Annotated in this window: 14 protein-coding genes, 2 tRNA genes and 3 rRNA genes; 7 read left to right on the top strand and 12 right to left on the bottom strand. The window is 60.8% G+C overall.

Going from position 1 to position 26,492, the window contains the following annotated elements; genetic code table 11:
• Positions 1-61 precede the first annotated feature (61 nt).
• The 10 genes from recD to aptA form a co-directional block, all read right to left on the bottom strand.
• A complete protein-coding gene (recD, locus tag C4K39_RS03615) occupies positions 62-2,143 on the bottom strand; it encodes an exodeoxyribonuclease V subunit alpha (RefSeq protein WP_124345679.1) in 2,082 nt (693 codons plus the stop codon).
• A complete protein-coding gene (recB, locus tag C4K39_RS03610) occupies positions 2,140-5,829 on the bottom strand; it encodes an exodeoxyribonuclease V subunit beta (RefSeq protein ID WP_124345678.1) in 3,690 nt (1,229 codons plus the stop codon). The genes recD and recB overlap by 4 nt, the downstream gene beginning before the upstream one ends.
• Complete coding sequence (gene recC / locus C4K39_RS03605) at positions 5,826-9,278, bottom strand: exodeoxyribonuclease V subunit gamma (protein WP_124345677.1); 3,453 nt, start codon at positions 9,276-9,278, stop codon at positions 5,826-5,828. Before recC ends, recB begins: the two co-directional genes overlap by 4 nt.
• Before the next feature lie 163 nt (positions 9,279-9,441).
• Positions 9,442-9,557: ribosomal RNA gene (gene rrf / locus C4K39_RS03600) — 5S ribosomal RNA — on the bottom strand.
• A 135-nt stretch (positions 9,558-9,692) separates the two neighbouring features.
• Positions 9,693-12,584: ribosomal RNA gene (locus C4K39_RS03595) — 23S ribosomal RNA — on the bottom strand.
• Positions 12,585-12,802: 218 nt separating this feature from the next.
• A tRNA-Ala gene (locus C4K39_RS03590) sits at positions 12,803-12,878 on the bottom strand.
• Positions 12,879-12,888: 10 nt separating this feature from the next.
• A tRNA-Ile gene (locus tag C4K39_RS03585) sits at positions 12,889-12,965 on the bottom strand.
• A 123-nt stretch (positions 12,966-13,088) separates the two neighbouring features.
• Positions 13,089-14,625: ribosomal RNA gene (locus tag C4K39_RS03580) — 16S ribosomal RNA — on the bottom strand.
• The 16S, 23S and 5S rRNA genes sit together here with 2 tRNA genes alongside, the layout of an rRNA operon.
• A gap of 625 nt (positions 14,626-15,250) precedes the next feature.
• Positions 15,251-16,744: a CoA-acylating methylmalonate-semialdehyde dehydrogenase gene (locus C4K39_RS03570; RefSeq protein ID WP_068585441.1), complete on the bottom strand. Its 1,494-nt coding sequence runs from the start codon at positions 16,742-16,744 to the stop codon at positions 15,251-15,253.
• Positions 16,745-16,818: 74 nt separating this feature from the next.
• Entirely contained in the window at positions 16,819-18,168 is a 1,350-nt protein-coding gene (aptA, locus tag C4K39_RS03565) for an omega-aminotransferase AptA (protein ID WP_124345676.1), read from the bottom strand.
• Positions 18,169-18,291: 123 nt separating this feature from the next.
• Between aptA and C4K39_RS03560 the strand changes: the two genes are divergently transcribed.
• From C4K39_RS03560 to C4K39_RS03550, 3 genes are all read left to right on the top strand, one after another.
• Positions 18,292-19,212: a LysR family transcriptional regulator gene (locus tag C4K39_RS03560; protein WP_068585447.1), complete on the top strand. Its 921-nt coding sequence runs from the start codon at positions 18,292-18,294 to the stop codon at positions 19,210-19,212.
• Positions 19,213-19,473: 261 nt separating this feature from the next.
• Complete coding sequence (locus C4K39_RS03555) at positions 19,474-20,142, top strand: TetR/AcrR family transcriptional regulator (RefSeq protein WP_068585449.1); 669 nt, start codon at positions 19,474-19,476, stop codon at positions 20,140-20,142.
• Positions 20,143-20,146: 4 nt separating this feature from the next.
• Complete coding sequence (locus C4K39_RS03550; RefSeq protein ID WP_124345675.1) at positions 20,147-20,728, top strand: IMPACT family protein; 582 nt, start codon at positions 20,147-20,149, stop codon at positions 20,726-20,728.
• Positions 20,729-21,084: 356 nt separating this feature from the next.
• On the opposite strand, the gene C4K39_RS03545 is transcribed toward C4K39_RS03550, so the two are convergent.
• A complete protein-coding gene (locus C4K39_RS03545; RefSeq protein ID WP_068585501.1) occupies positions 21,085-21,522 on the bottom strand; it encodes a hypothetical protein in 438 nt (145 codons plus the stop codon).
• Positions 21,523-21,606: 84 nt separating this feature from the next.
• Here C4K39_RS03545 and C4K39_RS03540 point away from each other — a divergent pair, with 84 nt between their 5' ends.
• The 4 genes from C4K39_RS03540 to C4K39_RS03525 all read left to right on the top strand — a co-directional run bounded on the left by C4K39_RS03540 (position 21,607) and on the right by C4K39_RS03525 (position 25,341).
• Positions 21,607-21,957: a MerR family transcriptional regulator gene (locus tag C4K39_RS03540; protein WP_068585456.1), complete on the top strand. Its 351-nt coding sequence runs from the start codon at positions 21,607-21,609 to the stop codon at positions 21,955-21,957.
• A 25-nt stretch (positions 21,958-21,982) separates the two neighbouring features.
• The gene (locus tag C4K39_RS03535) at positions 21,983-22,666 is read left to right on the top strand and encodes an SDR family oxidoreductase (protein ID WP_124345674.1); all 684 of its coding nucleotides are present in this window, start codon (positions 21,983-21,985) and stop codon (positions 22,664-22,666) included.
• 197 nt (positions 22,667-22,863) lie between these two features.
• Positions 22,864-24,222, top strand: coding sequence for an 8-oxoguanine deaminase (locus C4K39_RS03530; RefSeq protein WP_124345673.1), 1,359 nt, complete (start codon positions 22,864-22,866; stop codon positions 24,220-24,222).
• A gap of 282 nt (positions 24,223-24,504) precedes the next feature.
• Positions 24,505-25,341: a formylglycine-generating enzyme family protein gene (locus C4K39_RS03525; protein WP_225926555.1), complete on the top strand. Its 837-nt coding sequence runs from the start codon at positions 24,505-24,507 to the stop codon at positions 25,339-25,341.
• Here C4K39_RS03525 and C4K39_RS03520 read toward each other — a convergent pair.
• On the bottom strand, positions 25,338-26,426 hold the full coding sequence (locus C4K39_RS03520; protein WP_068585467.1) for a calcium:cation antiporter: 1,089 nt from the start codon (positions 26,424-26,426) through the stop codon (positions 25,338-25,340). The two genes, C4K39_RS03525 and C4K39_RS03520, sit on opposite strands and share 4 nt — an antisense overlap.
• Positions 26,427-26,492 lie beyond the last annotated feature (66 nt).

Raw genomic sequence — 26,492 nt, 5'->3', positions numbered from 1 at the left:
AGCACAGCCCTGGAAAATGCCGCGAGATCGACGCGGTGCAACCATGCCTGGAAGCCCGGCCTCAGTCCAGCTCCAGCATCAATCCGCTCAGGCGCTTGACCCGCCGTCGCACCGCCTCCTCGAAGACACCGGCACGGGGTTCGATCAGGCTGAACCAATCCTTGGCCCGGGTGATGCCGGTGTAGATCAACTCCTTGGTCAGTACCGGATTCAATGCATCGGGCAGGATCAGCGCGGTATGGGCGAACTCCGAGCCCTGGGACTTGTGCACAGTCATGGCGTAGACGGTTTCCACGTCGTTGAGCCGGCTCGGCAGCACCAGGCGCACGCCGCCCTGGCCATCGTTGCGCGGGAAGGCCACGCGCAGCACCTGGCGGCCCGCCTCGCTGCCGTCCTGTTCCGGCAAGCGCAGGGCAATGCCGATATCACCATTCATCAGGCCCAGGCCATAGTCATTGCGGGTCATCAAGACCGGACGGCCCTCGTACCATTGCTGGTCGCTTTCGATCAGCCGGGCCTTGAACAGTGCCTGGGTGATGCGCTGGTTCAGGCTCTCGACGCCCCAAGGCCCCTTGCGTACCGCACAGAGCAGCTGGAAGCGGTCGAAGGCCTGCAGGACGTTGCGTGCCCAATCGGTCCAACGCCGGTCTTCCAGGCCGGTACCAACCGGTGGACGCTGGCTGCGCAGCACATTCAGGTAATGGCGATAGCCTTGGGGCCCTTCGCCGTGGCCTTCGAGCAACAGCCGCTCCAGGGCCCGGTCCTGTTCACCCTTGAGGCTCAGGCCATGCAAGTCCCCATGGCTGCGGGCCGCCAGCAAGCGCCGGGCCTCGTCGGCCTGTTGCTGATTGACCCAGCGTGCCAGCTGGCCGATGCCACTGCCTTCGCCAAAGCGCCGGGAGTGACGCAGCATCACCACCTGCTGCGCCAGGGGGTGCTGGTGCCCGTGATCTTCCTGCAGGCCACTGGTGGCCAGGTCTTCACCACTGACCGTCTCGAGCCAGGCGCGGGTCTGCGGGTTGTACCAGCCCGCCTCGGCATCCCGGCACAAGTCACCCAGCACGGCTCCAGCCTCCACCGAGGCCAACTGGTCCTTGTCCCCCAGCAGCACCAGGCGTGCATGGATGGGCAAGGCATCGAGCAGGTTGGCCATCATTTCCAGATCGATCATCGAGGCCTCGTCCACGACCAGCACATCCAGTGGCAGGCGATTGCCAGCATGGTGGCGAAAGTGCCGGGTCCCCGGGCGATTGCCCAGCAGGCGGTGCACGGTGGTCACTTCGCTGGGGATCTTTTCCCGCACCTCATCGGCCACCGACAAGGAGCGCACCTGCAGGCTGATCGACTCCGTCAACCGCGCCGCGGCCTTGCCGGTGGGGGCTGCCAGGCGGATGCGCAGGGGCTTGCGAGCCTCCACTGCCGGCCCCTGGAGCAGGGCCAGCAGGCGGACCACCGTGGTGGTCTTGCCGGTGCCCGGGCCTCCGGTGATGATGCTGAAGGCCCCTCGCGTGGCCAGGGCACAGGCGAGTTTCTGCCAGTCGACCGGACCACTGGCCCTGGCTGCGCCGAACAACTCGTCAAGGCGCCGGGCCAGATGCTCGGGGGTTACCTCGGTTTGTGCCAGGCGCTGGCGCAGGGCGTTGTCTATGCGTCGCTCATAGGCCCAATAGCGCCGCAGGTACAGGCGCTTGCCCGACAGAACCAGGGGCCGCTGCCGCGCACCCTCGCCGTGGTCCGCAGCCAGGGCGACCAATCGGCTACCGGCCAGGACCTTGCACCAGTGTGCGCCCTCAAGGCCGGCCAGGACTTGGGAAGGCAGCGCCGGCGCGCCATTCTGCGCGTCCCCTTCGGGGGGCAATGACAGGGCGAAGTCCGGCTCCTTGAGGGTTTCGAACAGGTCCAGGCAGACATGTCCGTGCCCCAGTTGATGACTGCTCAGGGCCGCGGCCATCAGCACCAATGGGTCGCACTCCGGGTCCAGTTCATGGAGGAAGGCCACGAAGGCCTTGTCCAGGGCCCGCAGCCAACCCCGTGCCACCCATAGGTCGAGCAACTGCAGCAGGTCAGCGGCACGGCTCAAGGGGGCCTGGCCCTGGGAGGCCGGCTCCGGCTCGTCCAGGGAGGCGAACAGATCCGGGGTCATAGCAGCACTCCCTGTTCCCAGGCAGGTTCGACCCTGGGCGGCTCGGCCTGGCCCTGGAACATCAGGTCCAGGCGCTCGATCAACTGCCGCGGCGGGCGGGTGAAGTACAGGCCCCGGCTGGCCGCCTGAGTGCCCCGCAGGAACAGGTACAAAGCCCCGCCCATGTGCCGGTCGTAGTCGTAGTCGGCCAGGCGGGCCTTCAACTGTCGGTGCAGGGCCAGCAGGTACAGGACGTACTGCAGGTCATAGCGATTGTCGAGGATCGATTGTTCCATGGCCTGCTCGGTGTAGGCGGCGTCATCGACGCCCAGCCAGTTGGACTTGTAGTCGGCCACGTAGTAGCGGCCGTGGTGCTCGAAGGTCAGGTCGATAAAGCCCTTGAACATGCCATTGAGCAGCACGGGCTCGGCAGTCACCCGGGGCGCCCCCTGGTGCGTCTGCTGGCGCACCAGTTCGTCGAGCTTGAGTACATCGACCTTGTGGCTGGCGAACCAGAACTCCATCTCCACCCGATACTGGACCAACTGCCCGAGCACCACGGGCGGCTGCCCCTCTCCCGCCGGCAAGGGTACTTGCAGCACCTGCTGCAACCAATCGCTGAGGGTCGGGATCCAGCCTTCCCAGCCCCGGCGATTGCAACGGCGGGCGACCGCATCGGTGATCGCTTCGGGGGACGCACGAAAGCCTTCGCCACCCGCCCATTCCAACAGGCCATGAAGGAAGGTGCCGGGGTTCGGCCCGCGGGGAAAACGATGGATATCGCCACTGCTGGCGACGACCTCCCGAGGCGCCTCGGGGTCCAGGCGTTCATCATCGAACAACTTTTGTGCCTGGGGATCGTCCGGGGCCTGGCTGCCCACACCCAGGGTGTCACTGATCCGCAAGGCGCTATAGGAGGCGATCCACCAGTTCTCCGCGGCCCGGCGCACGGGAGCCAGCGCAGCCAGCAGGCGGGCTTCGTTGCGCGGCGGATAGAAACGCTGGTCATCGGCGGGCGGCAACTCGGCCACCGCGATGGCATCGCAGCCTTGCTGCAGATCCAGCAACCAGCGCTGCAAGCCAGTGGACTCGTTCAACTGCGCGCCGCCGCCCAACAGGTAGCCCAGGGCCGAGAGATTCAGGATCGAGTTGCTGTGGTTACCGCGCTTGAGGTCGGCGACTCCCAGCCAGCAGGCATGCCGGGCCCGGGTCAGGGCGACATAGAGCAGCCGCAGGTCCTCGGCCAGGCGCTCGTCGTCAGCCTGGGCGATCAGCTCTGCGCTAGGGCGCAGGCTGACTTGGGGCTTGCCGGCGGCATCGTGGTAATGCAGCGGCAGGCGGCTGCCGTCCACCGGCTTGGTGGAGCAAATGAACGGCAGGAACACCAGGGGGTACTCCAGGCCCTTGGATTTGTGGATGGTGACCACCTTTACCAATTGCTCATCGCTTTCCAGGCGCAGGATCTGCTCCTCACCCGCTTGCCCGGACAAGGCCAGGTGTTCGGTGAGGTGGCGGATCAGCGCCTGCTCGCCATCGAGCTCGGCGGCGTTCTGCTGCAGCAATTCGGACAGATGCAGGAGGTTGGTCAGTACCCGCTCGCCATCGCTGCGGGCCATCAGGGCCTGGGGCAACTGGAAGTCGTGGAGCAGGCGGCGCAGCATCGGCAGCACGCCCTGGCTCCGCCAGATCGCCCGATAGCCACGGAACTGCATGACTCGCGCTTCCCAGGCCAATTCGTCCTGGTTCAAGCGCTCCAGTTCCACCAGGGGCAGGTTCAGTGTCAAGGACGCCAGGGCGGCACGCAGCGGACGCTCCACGTCCGGCTCGGCACAAGCCTTGAGCCACACCAGCAGGTCGCGGGCTTCCTGGGCGGCAAACACCGAGTCCTTGTCCGAGAGGTACACGCTGCGCACCCCGCGGGCGGCCAGTTCGGCACGGATGGCCTGGGCCTCCTTGCCGTCGCGTACCAGGATGGCGATGTCCGCCGGCAGCAGGCCTTCGAGCTCTTGCGGGCCGCGGGCAAAACCACTGCGGCCCTGCTGGCCGCCATTGAGCAGGCCGACAATGGCACTGGCACAGGACGCGGCCTGGTGCTGGCGATACTGGGCTGCGGACAACGGTTGCTCCGAAGGCAGCAACCAGAAATTCAGTGCCGGTACGGCTTGGCCATCGACCAGCAGGCGCTCCTTGCGGTCCTGGGCCGCCACGGCCAGGAACGGCACCGGGTTCTGGCCATCGGGCTGGCGAAACAGGAAAGCGCCTCGCCCTTGCTGGCGCTGCTCGGCATGCAGGAACACGTGGTTGACCGCACTGACCATGGCCTGGCTGGAGCGGAAGTTGGTGCCCAGGCTATGCAGGCGGCCACTGGTGGCCTGGCGCGCCCGCAGGTAGGTATAGATATCGGCACCGCGAAAGGCGTAGATCGCTTGCTTGGGGTCGCCGATCAGGAACAGCCCGGTCGTCGGGTCGTTGTCTTCGATGCGATAGATGCTCTCGAAGATGCGGTACTGCACCGGATCGGTATCCTGGAACTCATCGATCAAGGCCACCGGAAACTGCTCGCGGATCAGGCTCGCCAAACGCTCGCCGCCATCGCTCTGCAAGGCGCCATCGAGGCGCAGCAGCATGTCGTCGAACCCCATCTCGGCACGGCGGCGCTTCTCTTCCTCAAAGCGTGCCCCGACCCATTGTGCAGCATGTTGCAGCACCGCCGCATCCGGGCTGGGCAAGGCCTCCAGGCTGGCCTTGAGTCCGGCCATCGCCTCAAGCCCGGGATGGCTTGGGGCGTCGCTCTTCCAGGCCTCACTCATGCCTTCTGGGGTCAGGCGACTGAAACCGGTGCCGATATCCAGTTGCTCAAGGCTCTCGTCATCGACCCACGCGTCGATCTTGTCGAACCAGGGCTCGAAATAACGCGCCTGCATCTTGCGTCCATCGACGCTCTTGCTGGCCACCCCTTGCAGGCAGATATCCCGCAATTGCGCAGACCATTGGCGCCAGGGTGCCTTGATCTGCACCAGGGCTTCGCGGCGCTCTTGCAGGCTGGCCTCGATCAACTCGGCTGGCGTCTGCTCCATCGGCCCGCGCCGCTCATTGCCGAACATCGCCCGGACCCGGGGCAGCAACTCGGCCGGCCCCACCCAATGGCTACGCACCCAGTTCAGTGCGTCGCCTTGCAGGGGGTAGCAGAACAATCGCCAGTAATCGCGCAGGACCTGGCCCAGCAAGTCGCTGTGGTCGGTCTCCAGGGTCTGGGTGAACAGGCTGCCGCTGTCGAAAGCGTGTTCGCGCAGCATGCGCTGGCACCAACTGTGGATGGTGGAGACCGCCGCCTCGTCCATCCACTGGGCTGCGATATCCAGGCGATTGGCACAGGCGGCCCATTGCTCGGGGGGGTATTGCTCGCGCAACTGCTCTATCAGGCTGTCCGGGGCCGGGATTTCTTCACGCAAGAAGCGTGCGGCCTCTGCCAGGCGGGTGCGGATACGCTCGCGCAGTTCCTTGGTCGCGGCGTCGGTGAACGTCACCACCAGGATCTGTGGCGGCAGCAGCTCGCGGCCAAAACCTTCGGCTTCACCGCCATGGCCCAGTACCAGGCGCAGGTAGAGCGCGGAAATGGTGAAGGTCTTGCCTGTACCGGCACTGGCCTCGATCAGCTGGCTGCCGTGCAGCGGAAAAGCCAGGGCCAGGGGGCGTTGTCCAGTCATGCTCCGGCCTCCTCGCCGAGGGCTGAACGCCATGGGGCGTTGAGTAGCGGGCGATAGAGCGTTTGGGCCCAGCCGCTGAAGGTTTCATCGGCGATCAATGCGTTGTAGTCGGCAAACTGGCGGGCCAGCGCCGGACTTTCGCGGCGCTCGCCCTGGCTATTCTGCCCATCACCGTCATAGGCCTTGCGCGCCGCGGCGGCGGCCTTGTCCGGATCGCTCTGCCCCAACCAGGCAAAGGCCGTCTTGACGGCCACGGGCAGGGGTTGGCGCATGCCCGCCTGCCAGGCTTGCAAGATCTCGCCCAGGACCTGGCGGGCCATCTCTTGCTCGAGCGGGGCGAGCAGCAGGCTGTCGTCGCTCGCCACCAGTGCCGTGGTCAGGCAGTAGCCACTGGCACAGGCCAGCAAGTGATTGATCCAGGGTTTGATCAGTCGGTGCCACTTGCGGGTCTTGCTGGAGCCGATGCCATTGGCAATGGCGGTCACGGCCAACAGCCCATTATCCGCACGCTGGTGCAAACCGCTTAACCACCCCTCCACTCGGACACCTTGCAAGTCCAGGCTCACCGGCAGTGCGCTGGCAAGCGGGGTTGGCCATAGGGCCAGCAATTGCTGGTAGCGCTGCAACAAGTCCGGCAGGGGTTCCATCAACTCCCGTTGCAGGCACTCACCGAAACCGGCCATGGGCAGCAAGCCGCTGGCCTGCAGTCGCTGGGCCTGAGCCTGTAGCGCATGCTCGGGTTGCCGGGCGTCGCCCAGTGCAGCCTCCAGCAAGCTGTCGCTCAGGTTGTAGCGTTGCAGGGCATCAAGGACGAAGGGTTCTTCATCGGCCAAGGGCGCCTCCATCGCTTCGAAGAACACCTTGAGCCGCTGGCTGAAGAAATGCCGTACCGGGTGGCGCAGGAAATCTTGCAACTGGGCCACACTCAGGGGCTCGTCCTGGGCATAGGGCTCCAGGCGCACAAGCGTGTCCTGCTCCTGTGGGGCCTGATGCAGCACTTGCCACTCCCGGGCGTAGCTGAACAGCGGATCGTCGTCATGAAAGTAGCGGGCACTGAAGGGTTGCAGCGGATGCTCCTGGGTCATTTCTTCCAGTAGGGCGCCAGGTGTATCCAGCGCTCGCCAGCCACTGGCCAGGTGATCGCGCAACTGGCCGATCAGCACGGAGGCCGGGCGCTCGCTATTGTCACGGATGCTGCGGCCGACCCAGCTGATGTAGAGCTGGTCACGCGCCGAGAGCAAGGCTTCGAGCAGCAGGTAGCGGTCGTCTTCACGCCGAGAGCGGTCGCCCGGGCGGTAGTCGCTGCCCATCAGGTCGAAGTCCAGGGGGGGCTGGGCCCGCGGGTAGTCGCCATCGTTCATGCCCAGCAGGCACACCAGCTTGAAGGGGATGGCACGCATCGGCATCAGGGTACAGAAGTTCACTGCGCCGGCCAGGAAGCGCTGGGACAGCCGCCCCTGGTCGAGGCCCGCTAACCAGGCCTCTCGTACCACGGTCAAAGGCAGTTCATCCTGCAGGCCCACCGACTCACAGGTTTCCAGCCAGGTTTCGCGCAGGTCTTCCAGTTGGCCCAGCAAGTAATCGTCATGCTCGGTACTGGCCAGGAAGAACTGCTCCAACAGGTGGTGCAAGCGTTCGCCCCACTGGCCAGGCACGGCAGGTTGGCACAGCTGCTCATGGGCCAGTTGCAGGGCGTCGAGCAAGGCCACCAACGGACCGATCAGGGCGGCATCCAGGCCACCGATCTCATCATAGGGCTCGATACCGGCGCAGGCATCGGAACGGCCAACGGCATATCCCAACAGCATGCGCCGCAGACCGAAACGCCAGCTGTTTTGCTCCAGCTCCTCGGGCAGCCCCAATTCGGCTCGCTGTTCGGCATTCATGCCCCAGCGGATACCAGCACCTTCGATCCAGCGATGCAGGGTCGGCAAGTCGGCTTCGTCGACACCGAAACGTGCGCGCAGGGCAGGGACATCCAGCAGATCGAGAATCTCGCTGACCGGGAAGCGGCTGTCCGGCAGTTTCAGCAAGTGTTCCACGGCGATCAGCAGCGGATCGCGGCCACGTTGCCCCTGGTCGGTCAGGGTGTAGGGAATGAAGCGTCGGTCATCGCGTTCCAGCTGGCCGAATACGGCGCGTATATGCGGAGCGTAACTGTCGATATCCGGAACCATGACGATCACGTCGCGAGGGCGCAGCTCGGGATCGGCGCTGAAGCGGGCCAACAGCTGATCGTGGAGAATCTCCACCTCGCGCTGGGCACTGTGGGCAATGTGGAAGCGGATCGACGAGTCCTGCTGGAGATCGACCTCGGGCCATAGCTCGCGGGTTTCATCGAGAGGGCGCAGTTCGAGAATGTCGTCCTGCAATTGCTGGAGCATGCTGAGGGGGCGGGTCTCGCTGAACAGGTCGATACGTCCATCGCGAAAGGCTGCGCGATAGCTGTTGGGGTCGTCGTGGCTGTCCAAGAGATTGATGTAGTCACGACCTTGCTTGCCCCAGGCGGCCAATAGGGGGTGTGCATGCTGGTGCAGGGTTTGCGGATCGAGCGCCAGGGGCATGCCGGTCTTGCGCGCCTGGCGCTTGTACTGATGCCGCAGCAGGTCCTTGTCGGCGACGATGTCAGCCCAGTGGTGGCGACAGGGGTTGTGCACGCAAAGCAGTACCTGGCTAAAGCGAGCCAAACCTGCCAGTGCCTCCAGGGCCTGGGCCGGCAGTGACGAGATCCCGAACACTATCACTCGCGGTGGCAGCCCCTGGGGGGTGGTGTCGAGGCTGTTGATTCGCTCGATAAAGCGCTGGTGCACACCTGCTCGACTCTGGGCCATGCCTTCGGTACCCACGTCCAGGAGCAGCGCTCGCCACAACTCGGCTTGCCAGCAGTTGGCGGCAGGCAAGGCCTTGGGCTCTCCTCGAACGTTGCGCAACTGATGCCGCCCGGCGGCCCAGTCCTCCAGCCAATCGGCCCGGTATACCTGGTATTGGTCGAACAGGTCAGCCAAGCGCTCGGCCAGTTGGTAGCGTTTGCGCAGATCGCTGTCATGGGTCAGGAAACGTTGCAGAGGCTCGAAATGCGGCTCGTCGATCAACTCCGGCAATAGACGCATCAGGCGCCAGGTGAGCGGGGCCTTGTCCAACAGAGATTTTGGGGGGATTTCATCCCGTCCCAGCACCAGGCGATACAGCTGCCACATGAAGCTGCCGGGCAACTGTACATCGATGGCAGCGGCTATGCCGCAGCCACCGGAATCATCATCTTCGGGGTCTTCGGCCAGGGCCAGCTTCAACCACTGGGCAATGCCATTGCTCTGAACCAGGGCAATTTCATTCTCCAAGGGCGCTAGCGGGTAGCGCCGCATCCAACTGACGACCAGGCTGCGCAACTCGTCCAGGCGGTTACCATGAACCACCATGAAACCAGGGTTGAGGGACGAGGCGTCCGGCATAAAGGATTTCCTTGGAGAATGCAAAAAGCCAGGGCGGAACCTTAGCACTGTCGCGGAACGCTGGCAGCCGGACCGATCAAAGAGCTGCGTGAACGATGGAAACTTTTCGTTCGCGCAAAGACAAAACCCCAACTGCTTTCGCAATTGGGGTTTCGGAATTTAATCTTGACGATGACCTACTCTCACATGGGGAAACCCCACACTACCATCGGCGATGCATCGTTTCACTGCTGAGTTCGGGATGGGATCAGGTGGTTCCAATGCTCTATGGTCGTCAAGAAATTCTGTAGCTGAGCCGTTGTTTGGGCAACGTTCCAGCGAATGGGTATGTAATAGGTTTGTGTGCTGCAAACTTTCGGTTCGTGCGTCTTCACACACCGCAACTCGCTCTTAAGCAAATTGCTTGGGTGTTATATGGTCAAGCCTCACGGGCAATTAGTATTGGTTAGCTCAACGCCTCACAGCGCTTACACACCCAACCTATCAACGTCGTAGTCTTCGACGGCCCTTTAGGGGATTCAAGATCCCAGTGAGATCTCATCTTGAGGCAAGTTTCCCGCTTAGATGCTTTCAGCGGTTATCTTTTCCGAACATAGCTACCCGGCAATGCCACTGGCGTGACAACCGGAACACCAGAGGTTCGTCCACTCCGGTCCTCTCGTACTAGGAGCAGCCCCTCTCAAATCTCAAACGTCCACGGCAGATAGGGACCGAACTGTCTCACGACGTTCTAAACCCAGCTCGCGTACCACTTTAAATGGCGAACAGCCATACCCTTGGGACCGGCTTCAGCCCCAGGATGTGATGAGCCGACATCGAGGTGCCAAACACCGCCGTCGATATGAACTCTTGGGCGGTATCAGCCTGTTATCCCCGGAGTACCTTTTATCCGTTGAGCGATGGCCCTTCCATACAGAACCACCGGATCACTAAGACCTACTTTCGTACCTGCTCGACGTGTTTGTCTCGCAGTCAAGCGCGCTTTTGCCTTTATACTCTACGACCGATTTCCGACCGGTCTGAGCGCACCTTCGTACTCCTCCGTTACTCTTTAGGAGGAGACCGCCCCAGTCAAACTACCCACCATACACTGTCCTCGATCCGGATAACGGACCTGAGTTAGAACCTCAAAGTTGCCAGGGTGGTATTTCAAGGATGGCTCCACGCAGACTGGCGTCCACGCTTCAAAGCCTCCCACCTATCCTACACAAGCAAATTCAAAGTCCAGTGCAAAGCTATAGTAAAGGTTCACGGGGTCTTTCCGTCTAGCCGCGGATACACTGCATCTTCACAGCGATTTCAATTTCACTGAGTCTCGGGTGGAGACAGCGCCGCCATCGTTACGCCATTCGTGCAGGTCGGAACTTACCCGACAAGGAATTTCGCTACCTTAGGACCGTTATAGTTACGGCCGCCGTTTACCGGGGCTTCGATCAAGAGCTTCGCTTGCGCTAACCCCATCAATTAACCTTCCGGCACCGGGCAGGCGTCACACCCTATACGTCCACTTTCGTGTTTGCAGAGTGCTGTGTTTTTAATAAACAGTCGCAGCGGCCTGGTATCTTCGACCGGCATGGGCTTACGGAGCAAGTCCTTCACCCTCACCGGCGCACCTTCTCCCGAAGTTACGGTGCCATTTTGCCTAGTTCCTTCACCCGAGTTCTCTCAAGCGCCTTGGTATTCTCTACCCAACCACCTGTGTCGGTTTGGGGTACGGTTCCTAGTTATCTGAAGCTTAGAAGCTTTTCTTGGAAGCATGGCATCAACCACTTCGTCACCTAAAAGGTAACTCGTCATCAGCTCTCGGCCTTAAGATCCCGGATTTACCTAAGATCTCAGCCTACCACCTTAAACTTGGACAACCAACGCCAAGCTGGCCTAGCCTTCTCCGTCCCTCCATCGCAATAACTAGAAGTACAGGAATATTAACCTGTTTTCCATCGACTACGCTTTTCAGCCTCGCCTTAGGGACCGACTAACCCTGCGTCGATTAACGTTGCGCAGGAAACCTTGGTCTTTCGGCGTGCGAGTTTTTCACTCGCATTGTCGTTACTCATGTCAGCATTCGCACTTCTGATACCTCCAGCAAGCTTCTCAACTCACCTTCACAGGCTTACAGAACGCTCCTCTACCGCATCACTTACGTGATACCCGTAGCTTCGGTGTATGGTTTGAGCCCCGTTACATCTTCCGCGCAGGCCGACTCGACTAGTGAGCTATTACGCTTTCTTTAAAGGGTGGCTGCTTCTAAGCCAACCTCCTAGCTGTCTAAGCCTTCCCACATCGTTTCCCACTTAACCATAACTTTGGGACCTTAGCTGACGGTCTGGGTTGTTTCCCTTTTCACGACGGACGTTAGCACCCGCCGTGTGTCTCCCATGCTCGGCACTTGTAGGTATTCGGAGTTTGCATCGGTTTGGTAAGTCGGGATGACCCCCTAGCCGAAACAGTGCTCTACCCCCTACAGTGATACATGAGGCGCTACCTAAATAGCTTTCGAGGAGAACCAGCTATCTCCGAGCTTGATTAGCCTTTCACTCCGATCCACAGGTCATCCGCTAACTTTTCAACGGTAGTCGGTTCGGTCCTCCAGTCAGTGTTACCTAACCTTCAACCTGCCCATGGATAGATCGCCCGGTTTCGGGTCTATACCCAGCGACTAAACGCCCTATTAAGACTCGCTTTCGCTACGCCTCCCCTATTCGGTTAAGCTTGCCACTGAATATAAGTCGCTGACCCATTATACAAAAGGTACGCAGTCACAGAACAAAGTCTGCTCCCACTGCTTGTACGCATACGGTTTCAGGATCTATTTCACTCCCCTCTCCGGGGTTCTTTTCGCCTTTCCCTCACGGTACTAGTTCACTATCGGTCAGTCAGTAGTATTTAGCCTTGGAGGATGGTCCCCCCATATTCAGACAAGGTTTCTCGTGCCCCGTCCTACTCGATTTCACTTCTAAGATCCTTTCGCGTACAGGGCTATCACCCACTATGGCCGCACTTTCCAGAGCGTTCCGCTAAAATCAAAGAAGCTTAAGGGCTAGTCCCCGTTCGCTCGCCACTACTAAGGGAATCTCGGTTGATTTCTTTTCCTCAGGGTACTTAGATGTTTCAGTTCCCCTGGTTCGCCTCTTACACCTATGTATTCAGTGTAAGATAACCATCTTATGATGGCTGGGTTCCCCCATTCAGAGATCTCCGGATCAAAGTCTGTTTGCCGACTCCCCGAAGCTTATCGCAGGCTACCACGTCTTTCATCGCCTCTGACTGCCAAGGCATCCACCGTATGCGCTTCTTCACTTGACCATATAACCCCAAGCAATCTGGTTATACTGTGAAGACGACATTCGCCGAAAGTTTGCAATATTCACAAACTTTACCTTAGCCTGATCCACTACCAGTGAAAGTAGTGTTCAGTCTATCTTTCTATCACATACCCAAATTTTTAAAGAACGATCTAATCAAAAGACTAGAAATCAACATTCGATTTGAATGCTCATTTCTAAGCTTTCAGAAGCAGTTTATGGTGGAGCCAAGCGGGATCGAACCGCTGACCTCCTGCGTGCAAGGCAGGCGCTCTCCCAGCTGAGCTATGGCCCCATAACAAAATTGGTGGGTCTGGGCAGATTCGAACTGCCGACCTCACCCTTATCAGGGGTGCGCTCTAACCAACTGAGCTACAGACCCAATTTCGAGCTTGTAACTGTTAGCTTGGAGCTATCAGCTTGGAGCTTAAAGCTGCTTCTATCGTCTTCTTCAATGAATCAAGCAATTCGTGTGGGAGCTTATGAAGCAGCTGATGTCGTCGATTAAGGAGGTGATCCAGCCGCAGGTTCCCCTACGGCTACCTTGTTACGACTTCACCCCAGTCATGAATCACACCGTGGTAACCGTCCTCCCGAAGGTTAGACTAGCTACTTCTGGTGCAACCCACTCCCATGGTGTGACGGGCGGTGTGTACAAGGCCCGGGAACGTATTCACCGCGACATTCTGATTCGCGATTACTAGCGATTCCGACTTCACGCAGTCGAGTTGCAGACTGCGATCCGGACTACGATCGGTTTTGTGGGATTAGCTCCACCTCGCGGCTTGGCAACCCTCTGTACCGACCATTGTAGCACGTGTGTAGCCCAGGCCGTAAGGGCCATGATGACTTGACGTCATCCCCACCTTCCTCCGGTTTGTCACCGGCAGTCTCCTTAGAGTGCCCACCATAACGTGCTGGTAACTAAGGACAAGGGTTGCGCTCGTTACGGGACTTAACCCAACATCTCACGACACGAGCTGACGACAGCCATGCAGCACCTGTGTCAGAGTTCCCGAAGGCACCAATCCATCTCTGGAAAGTTCTCTGCATGTCAAGGCCTGGTAAGGTTCTTCGCGTTGCTTCGAATTAAACCACATGCTCCACCGCTTGTGCGGGCCCCCGTCAATTCATTTGAGTTTTAACCTTGCGGCCGTACTCCCCAGGCGGTCAACTTAATGCGTTAGCTGCGCCACTAAAGTCTCAAGGACCCCAACGGCTAGTTGACATCGTTTACGGCGTGGACTACCAGGGTATCTAATCCTGTTTGCTCCCCACGCTTTCGCACCTCAGTGTCAGTATCAGTCCAGGTGGTCGCCTTCGCCACTGGTGTTCCTTCCTATATCTACGCATTTCACCGCTACACAGGAAATTCCACCACCCTCTACCATACTCTAGCTTGCCAGTTTTGGATGCAGTTCCCAGGTTGAGCCCGGGGCTTTCACATCCAACTTAACAAACCACCTACGCGCGCTTTACGCCCAGTAATTCCGATTAACGCTTGCACCCTCTGTATTACCGCGGCTGCTGGCACAGAGTTAGCCGGTGCTTATTCTGTCGGTAACGTCAAAACAGCAAGATATTAGCTTACTGCCCTTCCTCCCAACTTAAAGTGCTTTACAATCCGAAGACCTTCTTCACACACGCGGCATGGCTGGATCAGGCTTTCGCCCATTGTCCAATATTCCCCACTGCTGCCTCCCGTAGGAGTCTGGACCGTGTCTCAGTTCCAGTGTGACTGATCATCCTCTCAGACCAGTTACGGATCGTAGCCTTGGTGAGCCATTACCTCACCAACTAGCTAATCCGACCTAGGCTCATCTGATAGCGCAAGGCCCGAAGGTCCCCTGCTTTCTCCCGTAGGACGTATGCGGTATTAGCGCTCCTTTCGAAACGTTATCCCCCACTACCAGGCAGATTCCTAGGCATTACTCACCCGTCCGCCGCTGAATCCATGAGCAAGCTCACTTCATCCGCTCGACTTGCATGTGTTAGGCCTGCCGCCAGCGTTCAATCTGAGCCATGATCAAACTCTTCAGTTCAATACTGCTTGGGTTTTTAAGAAACCCTAAACTTGGCTCAGCAATCTCAAATGACTATTTGATTTCTCGAATGGTCACTTGTGATGCTGATAATCTTTTTGACTATCAGTCTAACTACACAAGCACCCACACGAATTGCTTGATTCAGTTGTTAAAGAGCGGTTGGTTAAGATCTTTCGTCTCAACCGAGGCGCGCATTCTACAGCAGCCTCATTTGCTGTCAAGTGATTTTTTTAAGAAGTTTTCAAAGTTTCCTTTGTAACTTCAACCACTTGCGCTTTCGATCTCTCGTTAGCGGGAGGCGAATTCTACAGCGTTACACGCTGCTGTCAACACCTCTTTTTAACCGCTTTCGATCGAGAGGATCGAAACGCTAACAAGGCCACTTTCGCTGCCTTATCAGCTCCTTTCGGGCTTCGATGAACTGAAGCGTGACCGCTGTCGAAATCTTGGTAACTCGTTGAATCTCAAGGAGTTTTCCGTTTCGACTGCGCCGGAAGTGGGGCGAATTATAGAGACATTAAACTCGCCGTCAACACTTATTTTCATAATTCTGTCACATCGGTCAAAAAAGCCCATAAATGCCAAGGCCGGCCCTTCCGGGCCGGCTTTGGCAGAGCCTTACTTAAAGGCTGGGGAAAGCGAATTGCGAAGCTTCATGGCTGGCCCGCTGTGGCCAGCGCTGGGTAATGGCCTTGCGCCGAGTATAGAAACGCACACCATCCGGGCCGTAGGCATGCAGGTCGCCAAACAGCGAACGCTTCCAGCCACCGAAGCTGTGGTAGGCCACCGGCACCGGCAGCGGTACGTTGACCCCCACCATGCCGACTTCAATCTCGTCGCAGAACAAACGCGCAGCTTCACCGTCACGGGTAAAGATGCAGGTGCCATTGCCATACTCATGATCGTTGATCAGTTGCATGGCCTCTTCCAGGCTGTTGACCCGCACGATGCACAACACCGGTCCGAAGATTTCTTCTTTATAGATGCGCATCTGCGGAGTAACGCGATCGAACAGGCAGCCACCCAGGAAGAAGCCCTCTTCGTGGCCGGCCACGCTCAGGCCACGACCATCCACCACCAGTTGGGCACCGGCAGCCACGCCGTCTTCTACATAACCGCTGACCTTGTCCTTTGCCTGGGCGGTGACCAGCGGCCCCATGTCCAGACCGCACGAAGTGCCGGCACCGATTTTCAGCGCCTTGATCTGCGGCACCAGCTTGGCCACCAGGGCATCAGCCACCTGGTCACCCACGCACACCGCCACCGAAATCGCCATGCAACGCTCGCCACAGGAACCATAGGCCGCCCCCATCAGTGCGCTGACTGCATTATCAAGGTCGGCATCCGGCATCAGCACCGCATGGTTCTTCGCCCCACCCAGAGCCTGGACGCGCTTGCCGCGCTTGGTACCTTCGGCATAGATGTATTCGGCGATCGGCGTCGAACCGACAAAACTCAAGGCCTTGACCTCCGGCGCCTCGATCAGCGCATCCACCGCCGCCTTGTCGCCATGCACCACGTTCAGCACCCCCTTGGGCAACCCGGCCTCATGCAGCAACTGGGCAATCAACAGCGTAGAGCTGGGATCACGCTCGGAAGGCTTGAGGATGAAGCAGTTGCCACAGGCAATCGCCAGCGGGTACATCCACAACGGCACCATGGCGGGGAAGTTGAACGGGGTGATACCGGCGACCACACCCAGCGGCTGGAAGTCGGACCAGGCATCGATGTTCGGGCCGACATTCCGGCTGTATTCGCCCTTGAGGATCTCAGGTGCGGCGCAAGCGTATTCGACGTTCTCGATACCGCGCTTCAATTCACCAGCGGCGTCTTCCAGCGTCTTGCCATGCTCTTCGCTGATCAACTGGGCGATACGTGCCTCGTTCTGCTCCAGCAACTGCTTGAACCGGAACATCACCTGGGCGCGCTTGGCCGCTGGCGTGTTGCGCCAAGCCGGAAATGCCGACTTGGCGGAATCGATCGCCTGTTGAATGGTTTCGCGGCTGGCCAACGGTACCTTGTGAATCGCCTGGCCAGTGGACGGGTTGAAGACATCGCTGCTACGACCGCTGTCGCTTACCAGCTCGCCATGGATCAGGTGTGGAATCAGACTCATGCGGGAACTCCTGGGAAGAAGGAAGGAGCCGGCGCGAACCACTTCGCACCGGCTGCTATATAAGAAGGATCGGATCAGTCGAGCTTGTTCAGCACCTCGCCAACCGCGTCGAACAAGCGGTCGAGATCCTGGGGCTTGCTGTTGAAGGTCGGGCCGAACTGCAGGGTGTCGCCACCGAAGCGCACGTAGAAGCCGGCTTTCCACAAGGCCATGCCAGCCTCGAACGGCCGCACGATCGCATCGCCATCACGAGGCGCGATCTGGATCGCCCCCGCCAGGCCGAAGTTCCGGATGTCGATCACGTTCTTCGCGCCCTTGATGCCATGCAGTGCCTGCTCGAAATGCGGCGCGACCTCGGCCACGCTCTGCACCAGGTTTTCCTTTTGCAGCAGGTCCAGGGCCGCCAAGCCAGCCGCGCACGCCACCGGGTGCGCCGAATAGGTATAGCCGTGGGGGAATTCCACCGCGTACTCGGGAGTCGCCTGGTTCATGAAGGCCTGGTAGATCTCGGAGCTGGCAATCACCGCGCCCATCGGGATCGCACCGTTGGTGACTTGCTTGGCCACGCACATCAGGTCCGGCGTCACGCCGAAGCTGTCGGCGCCGAACATCGCACCGGTACGACCGAAGCCGGTGATCACTTCATCGAACACCAGCAGGATATTGTGCTGGTCGCAGATATCACGCAGACGCTTGAGATAACCCTGTGGCGGTACCAGCACACCCGCGGAACCGGCCAGCGGCTCGACAAACACCGCCGCGATGTTGGACGCATCATGCAGCTCGATCAGCTTCAACAGCTCATCAGCCAGGGCAATACCACCCTGCTCCGGCATGCCACGGGAGAAGGCGTTGCTAGCGAGCAGGGTATGCGGCAGGTGATCGACATCCATCATCGCCTGGCCAAACAACTTGCGGTTGCCATTGACCCCGCCCAGGCTGGTGCCGGCGATGTTCACGCCATGATAACCACGGGCCCGACCGATCATCTTGGTCTTGGTCGGCTGGCCCTTCAGGCGCCAGTAGGCCCGCACCATCTTCACCGCGGTGTCAGCACACTCGGAGCCGGAATCGGTGAAGAACACATGGTTCAGGTTGCCCGGAGTCAAGGCGGTGATCTTTTCCGCCAGCTGGAACGACAGCGGATGGCCGTACTGGAAACCCGGCGAGTAATCCAGGGTGCCCAACTGCTTGCTCACCGCCTCCTGGATTTCCTTGCGCGAATGCCCCGCACCACAGGTCCACAGGCCGGATAACGAGTCATAGACCTTGCGCCCCTTGTCATCCACCAGCCAGCTGCCTTCGGCGCCCACGATCAAGCGCGGATCACGCTGGAAATTGCGGTTGGCGGTGTAGGGCATCCAGTGAGCATCAAGCTTGAGCTGACTGGCCAGGGACTGTTGAGCGTTTTCCGGCATGTTCATGGGCAAAACCTCGCAGGGCAATGAAGCGGCGTAGGAATGAAGCGTTGTTGCAGCTACGTTGCCACGGCTATAAAGTCGGTGAAATCCAACTTTAATAACCTTCAGTCAGCCCCCCACTAAACTATGAGCCTTCGTCGAGCCGATCCTCTGGCACAAGTCAGTGACTTTGATATCCGCCTCTTGCGGATCTTTCGCAGCGTGGTGGAGAGCGGAGGCTTCTCCGCCGCGGAAACCGTACTCGGCATCGGCCGCTCGGCCATCAGCCAACAGATGAGCGACCTGGAACAACGACTCGGCCTGCGCCTGTGCCAACGCGGGCGCGCCGGTTTTTCCCTGACTGAAGAAGGCCGCGAGGTCTATCAATCGACCCTGCAACTGCTCAGCGCCCTGGAAAGCTTTCGAACCGAGGTCAATGGCCTGCACCGCCATTTGCGCGGCGAGCTGATCATCGGCCTCACCGACAACCTGGTGACCCTGCCCCACATGCGTATTACCCACGCCCTGGCGCAATTGAAGGAGCGCGGCCCGGACGTGCAGATCCAGATCCGCATGATCGCCCCCAGCGAGGTCGAGCAAGGAGTGCTCGACGGCCGCCTGCACGTGGGGGTCGTACCTCAGGCCAGCGCCCTGTCCGGCCTGGAATACCAACCCTTGTACGACGAACGTTCGCTGCTGTACTGCGCGGTCGGCCACCCGCTGTTCTATGTGGATGACAAGCAACTGGACGACCAGCGCCTCAACGACCAGGAGGCCATTGCCCCGACCTTCCGCCTGCCAGCCGAGATCCAGGCCCGCTACCAGGCGCTGAACTGCACCGCCAGCGCTTCCGACCGCGAAGGCATGGCCTTCCTGATCCTCACCGGGCGCTACATCGGCTACCTGCCGGACCACTACGCCAGCCTATGGGTACAGCAGGGACGGCTGCGGGCCTTGAAGCCCAAGTCGCGCTTCTATGACCTGAACCTGTCGACAGTCACCCGCAAGGGACGACGCCCGCATCTGGTCCTGGAAAGTTTCCTGGAAAGCCTGGCGGCTACCCGGTAGCCAGCCAATGCCGATCAGTTAAAGGAAAGGGTAGGAGCGAGACTTGCCCGCGAGGGACTTCAGAGCGCTGCGTTTATCCAGTCGATACGTACTACCGTTGAGGACCATCGCGAGCAAGCTTCGCTCCCACAGAGGATCAACTCGATCAACCGGCTGGCATTAGGCGCCTTGCCCGGCTTTTGTCGCACCAAGGCTTGTCTGTTCCAGTGCGGTGCGCTATCAACGCACAGGCTGTCCCCACAGACTCGCTCGGAAACCCCCATGACCTTTGACGTCCCCGCCCACAGCGCTCACCTTCCAGGCAAACCCGCCAGCCGCATCCGGCAGAAGAATGAAGAAGCCATCATCCAGGCTGCCGAAGACGAGTTCGCCCGCCACGGCTTCAAGGGCACCAGCATGAACGCCATCGCGCAGAAGGCCGGTCTACCCAAGGCCAACCTGCACTACTACTTCAACAACAAGCTGGGTCTGTACATTGCGGTCCTGAGCAACATCCTCCAGCAGTGGGACAGCACCTTCAACAGCCTCACCGCCGAGGACGATCCCGCCGAGGCGCTGACCCGCTACATCCGCGCCAAGATGGAGTTTTCCCGGCGCCAGCCACAGGCCTCGCGCATCTTCGCCATGGAGATCATCAGCGGCGGTGAATGCCTCAGCGAATACTTCAGCCAGGACTATCGCACCTGGTTCCAAGGCCGGGCCGGGGTATTCCAGGCCTGGATCGACGCCGGCAAGATGGACCCGGTGGACCCGATGCACCTGATCTTCCTGCTGTGGGGCAGCACCCAGCACTATGCCGACTTCGCCAGCCAGATCTGCCGCGTCACCGGCCGCAGCCGCCTGACCAAGCAAGACATGGAAGCCGCCACCGACAACCTGCTGCGTATCATCCTCAAAGGCTGCGGCCTGCCCTCCCCCCAGAAAGATTGAGCCCATGCCCTTTACCCTGGCCGGCCTTTGCGAATACCGCGAGGAAATTCGCAAAAGCCGCTTCATCACCTTCGCCGCCCCCATCACCAGCGCCAGCGAAGCCCAGGCCTTCATCCAGGCGCACAGCGACCCGGATGCCTCGCACAATTGCTGGGCCTGGAAGCTGGCCGACCAGTACCGCAGCAGCGACGACGGCGAACCCGGCGGCACGGCCGGACGACCGATCCTGGCCGCCATCGAAGCCCAGGACTGCGACCAGGTGGCGGTCCTGGTGATCCGCTGGTACGGCGGTATCCAGCTGGGCACTGGAGGCCTGGCCCGGGCCTATGGCGGCGGCGCCAACAAATGCCTGCAAGGCGCCGAACGCATCGCCCTGGTCAACCGGGTGCCGTTGCGCTGCGCTTGCAGCTTCAGCGAACTGGCCCTGGTCAAGCTGCGAGTCGCCGAGCTGGGCGGCCTGCTGGTCCAGGAAGACTTCACCGCCAACGGCGTGGAACTGCAACTGGCCCTGGGCGAAGAACAGATCGACACCCTGCAGCAACAATTGGCCGACCTGAGCCGTGGACGCATCCTGCTGCAACGCTGAGCGCCGGCTTAGCGCTTGTGCATAACCGCGCCAGGCCACGGCAATTGCCCACATCTACTGTGCACCCGGCTGTGGATAACCTGAGTACACCAGGCTGCAGCCCTTTTGCACCGTGACTTTACCGGCATTGATCGTTTTTCGTCCAAAGCCCTGCCCAGAGAATTTTTTGCAACGCAAAACAGCGGCTTAGCTTGGTTTATCGCACTTGGAAGATAGCCCCGCCGGGCTTATGCCCAAGTTTCGCTCTTGCACACAAATACTGTGGAGCAAGCTGTGGATAACCCGTGCAACGCTGCGTGTACCGCAGGTTGCACAGGGCCTGAGCGCTACTGCTCACTTTTTATCCAACCCCAGGTTCACTGCGGCGAAGGCACCGGCGGGAACTCGCCCCCATGGCTATCGGCGCGTACTGGCAACCACTGGGCCACGCCCCAGGCCAGCTCGAAGAACAGGAACACACCAATCAACATCGTGCCCCCCTGGGCCAGGGCATACGCCATCCAGGTGGCGAACAGGAAGCGTCCCAGCGCGTCATAACGACCGAATGCCGGTTGTGGATCGCGAATCCGCAACAGCGACCACACGCAGACGATCGATCCCATCAAGTTGGCCAACAGCATATGCATGGGCTGGAATGGCGGCAGGTCCCCCGGCAGATTCAGTGCCAGGGCCAACTGCCCCAGCAGCCCATGCAAGGCCAGGAAGCTCCAGGGCGTCACAAAGGCCATCGTCATCAACAGGTCGTACCAACCGCTGGCCCGGACCAATTTTCGGTATTGCGCGTTCGTCCACATCATCAATCGCTCCATGGATTCAAGGAGCGCGCAGGCTAAAGCCTGGAGTATGCTCCAAGGTCAACCCCCTTCGAGTCCCCCTTAATGCGTATTGGAGAATTGGCCAGCGCCTGCGCCGTCAGCCGCGATACCCTGCGCTTCTATGAGCAGCGCGGGCTGATCGCCCCAAAGCGCAGCGCCAACGGCTATCGCGACTACCCTTCCGACATGGTCCAACTGGTGCTCTATATCAAGACCGCGCAACGCCTGGGCTTCAGCCTCGGGGAAATCAGCAGCAGCGTCGGTGCCCTGTGGCGCAGCACCAAGCCGGACCAGGCCGTTGCGCAATTGCTGCAAGACAAGCTCAACCTGATCGAAACCCGCATCAACGAACTGGACCACTTGCGCCGCGAGCTGCAACAAAGGCTCGGGCAAGCCTGTCCACTGAATCCCTGATCTTCATCCACCAAGGAGCCTCACTATGTCCACGGCAAAAACCGCACTGATCATCGGCGCCTCCCGGGGCCTGGGCCTCGGCCTGGTCCAGCGCCTGCTCGAAGACGGCTGGCAGGTCACCGCCACCGTGCGCAACCCGCACAAGGCCGAGGCCCTGCAAGCCCTGGGCAAGGTGCAGATCGAACAACTGGACATGGACGACCAGCAGGCCGTGCTCGCCCTGAGCCAGAAACTCAAGGGCCAGGTGTTCGACCTGCTATTCGTCAACGCCGGGGTCAAGGGCCCGGACAACCAATTGCCGGGCCAGGCCACCCAGGCCGAGGTCGGCCAGCTGTTCTTCACCAACGCCGTGGCGCCGATCAACCTGGCCCAGCGTTTCGTTGGGCAGATCCGTCCCAATACCGGCGTCCTGGCGTTCATGAGCTCGGTACTAGGCAGCGTGACCATGCCGGACGCTCCCGAGCTGGCGCTGTACAAGGCCAGCAAGGCAGCCCTGAACTCCATGACCAACAGCTTCGTCAGCCTGCTCGAACAACCATTGACCGTGCTATCGCTGCACCCGGGCTGGGTCAAGACCGACATGGGCGGCGAAGGCGCCGACATCGACGTGCTGACCAGCACTCGCGGCCTGATCGCCCAGGTCAATGCCTACACCGGTAAGGGCGGCCACCACTTCATCAACTACAAGGGCGAGACCATTCCCTGGTAACCCCGGAACAGGTGGCCGCCGCCACAACCTGCGGCCACCCTCGGCAAAGGCTCTGGAACCAGGCCCCGGACAGCGGTTTTGTCCCCCGGCAAAACTTTCGCTAGACTGCGCCACTCGCCCCACGGCGACCCTGGATCAGCAGACAGGGCAACACTGAGCTGGCTAACCTGAACCCACTTTCAGAGGAGCCGGCCACCATGCCTGCGACCCGTATCTGGTTAAAAAACCCCCTGGCCATCTTCACCGGCAACGCCCTGGACGCCCGCGGCGGCCTGGTGCTGCAAGACGGCCTGATCGTCGAGATCCTCGGCCTCGGCCAACAGCCCGCAAGCCCCTGCCAGGAAGTCTTCGATGCCCGCGAACATGTGCTGCTGCCGGGCCTGATCAACACTCACCATCACTTCTACCAGACCCTGACCCGGGCCTGGGCCCCGGTGGTCAACCAGCCGTTGTTCCCCTGGCTCAAGACCCTGTACCCGGTCTGGGCCCGCCTGACCCCGGAAAAACTCGCCCTGGCCACCAAGGTGGCGCTGGCCGAACTGCTGCTCTCCGGCTGCACCACCGCCGCCGACCATCACTACCTGTTCCCCGACGGCCTGGAAAACGCCATCGACGTGCAAGTCGAAGCCGTGCGTGAACTGGGCATGCGCGCCATGCTCACCCGCGGTTCGATGAGCCTTGGCGAAAAGGACGGCGGCCTGCCACCGCAACAGACCGTGCAGGAGGGCCAGGTGATTCTCGACGACAGCCAACGGCTGATTCAGCAGTACCACGAACGTGGCGCTGGCGCGCAGATCCAGATCGCCCTGGCACCCTGCTCGCCGTTCTCGGTGACCCCGCAGATCATGGCCGCCAGCGCCGAAATGGCCGAGGCCCTGGACGTGCGCCTGCACACCCACCTGGCCGAGACCCTCGACGAAGAAGACTTCTGCCTGCAGCGCTTCGGCCTGCGCACCGTGGACTATCTGGACAGCGTCGGCTGGCTCGGCCCGCGCACCTGGCTGGCCCACGGCATCCACTTCAACCCGGACGAAATCGCCCGCCTCGGGCAGGCCGGTACCGGCATCTGCCATTGCCCGAGTTCGAACATGCGCCTGGCATCCGGCATCTGCCCCAGTATCGAGCTGACCGACGCCGGCGCGCCGTTGGGCCTGGGCGTGGACGGCTCGGCGTCCAATGACGCCTCGAACATGATCCTCGAAGCGCGCCAGGCGCTGTACATCCAGCGCTTGCGCTACGGCGCCGAGAAGATCACCCCGGAGCGCGTACTGGGCTGGGCGACCCGGGGCTCGGCAAGCCTGCTGGGCCGCACCGACATCGGTGAACTGGCGGTGGGCAAACAGGCGGACCTGGCCTTGTTCAAGCTCGATGAACTGCGTTTCTCGGGTAGCCACGATCCGGTTTCGGCACTGCTGTTGTGCGGTGCGGATCGGGCGGATCGAGTGATGATTGGCGGCAAGTGGCGGGTGCTCGATGGCCAAGTCGACGGGCTGGACCTCAAAGGCCTGATCGCCGATCACAGCCAGGCAGCCCGGCAACTGATCGCCAATACCTGATCCATGCCTCCCGCGGCGAGGGAGCAGATCCCTCGCCTGCGCTCCAAACCGGATCGGCCTGGGGAAACATGGTAGTTTGCGCCCTCAAAATAGCTGTCATAGGGACATTACGTGAGACACAAGCACGGACTGGCGCTTTGCGTCGCGCTGCTGATTTCAGGCTGTAGTAAACAGGAGGTTGCAGGTCCCGCCAGCAAAGTACTGCCACCTGCAAAAGTTGCCGAAATAGCTTCCACCATCAACCGCAAGTACCCGGACCTCTCCGCGCAAAACCGCGCTGCCGTGCTGAGCACGGTCGTCCGCTCGCTGGACAACATGGTGCGGATTGAAGGTGGCGAATTCCAGATGGGCGATTTCGGTTGGCCCCCTGGCTTCGACCCACATGCCTTGTGCCAATGGCCCTGCGGCGTGGACCCGGCGAAAATGGAGCGGATCAGCCTCGAGGTCGATGACGACTTCGTCCACCCCGTCAAATTGAGCAGCTATTACCTGTCCTCGCTGCAAACCACCCTGGGCGATTTCGATCTGTTCTTCCTCGCGCAAGGCAAGCCGCCATTCGACGCGGCCCTGCGTAACCGCGCCGAAATGCAGCACCTCTACCAAGAGAACCTGCCCGCCCCGGCGTCTCGAGACTGGCAAGAAGCCAAGGATTACTGCGGCTGGCTGGCAGAACTCAGTGGTTATCCGGTCGATCTTCCGACCGAGGCCCAATGGGAATATGCGGCGCGCAACCGTGGCCAGCCGGTGATGTTCGCCACCGACAACGGCAACCTGGACTACGGCCGCAACTTTCCGGCACCCGACGACAACCAGACCTTCGCCGTGGACCGGTTCGTGCCCAACCCCCTGGGCCTCTACAACCTCACCGGCAATGCCAGCGAATGGGTCAACGATTGGTACGACAAACACTACTATCGCGAGTCTCCCGTGGAGAACCCGCAGGGGCCGCAAACCGGCATTTATCGGGCGCAACGTGGAGCGAACAACGTGTCTGCCAACGACCCGACCTTCTCGCCTTCGGCCAGCACCGTGCGTCGTTGGCGTTGGGGAGCACTCGCGGCCTGGAATGCCCCCGGTGTCAGCTTTCGCTGCGCCATCCAGTCGGCACAGCCGCTTTAAAGCCCGAGCAGCGAGAGCATGATGAAGGTGGCGAACAGCACGAAGTGAGTCATGCCTTCGATGGCGTTGGTTTCGCCATCGTTGAGGTTGATCGCGCTGACAATCAGGGTGATGAACACCATCACCGTCTGCACCGGCGTCATGGCCATCTGGAACGGCTGGCCGGTGTACAGGGCCATGGCCTCCATCACCGGCACCGTCAGGATTACCGTCGACAGGGAGGCGCCCAGGGCCACGTTGACTACCGACTGCATGCGGTTGGCCAGGGCTGCGCGCAACGCGGTGAGGATCTCCGGCGCAGCGGAAATCGCCGCCACCAGGATCGCCGTGATCACCGGTGGTGCACCGGTGCCTTCCAGGCCCAGGTCCAGGGTCTTGGACATCACCTCGGCCAGGGCGCCGATCACCACCACGCCGAACACCAGGATGCCGATGCTCCAGGCCAGGTTGACCGCATGGGGCTGCGCCTGGTCTTCCTTGGCCCGGCGTTTTTCCGGATAGCTGTAGCTGAAGAAGTAACTATGAGGCCCGACCTGCATGCGCAGGAACAGGGTGTAGAGCACCACCATCGCGCCGATGGTGAAGGCCGAGTAGACCTTCCAGTCGCTTTCGGGAATGAACTCCGGCACCACCATCGACACGCCCATGGCGGTGAGGATCATCACGCTGTAGGTCCGTGCCGAATCGTCGTTGTAGGGCTGCTCGCCATGCTTGATGCCACCCATCAGCGCGGCCAGGCCGAGGATGCCGTTGATGTCCAGCATCACCGCCGAGTAGATGGTGTCGCGCACCAGGGTCGGCGAAGCCTCGTTGCTCATCATGATCGCCAGGATCACCACCTCCACCAGCACCGCCGCCAGGGTCAGGATCATGGTGCCGTAGGGGTCGCCGACCTTTTCCGCCAGCAGCTCGGCGTGATGGGCCACCCGCATCGAAGCCACGACGATGAAGCCGATGAGCACCAGCCCAGCGAGCAGGGCGATGCCCTGGCCACTGTTGAGCAAAAGGTGTTCCAGGGGATAGGCGGCCAGGGCAGCCAGTAGCGCAAGCAGCAGGAGCTTTTCTTGCTTGAGGGAAGTGAGCATTGCAATCCTTTGACGGAAATAAAAACGGACATAGAAGATGAGCTGAAGACCGCCGCGAGTCACTAA

Origin of the sequence: Pseudomonas sessilinigenes, assembly GCF_003850565.1 — a bacterium.
Lineage (GTDB): Bacteria > Pseudomonadota > Gammaproteobacteria > Pseudomonadales > Pseudomonadaceae > Aquipseudomonas > Aquipseudomonas sessilinigenes.
The sequence above is the reverse complement of the archived record's forward strand: the minus strand, read 5'-3'. Positions and strand labels throughout refer to the sequence as shown.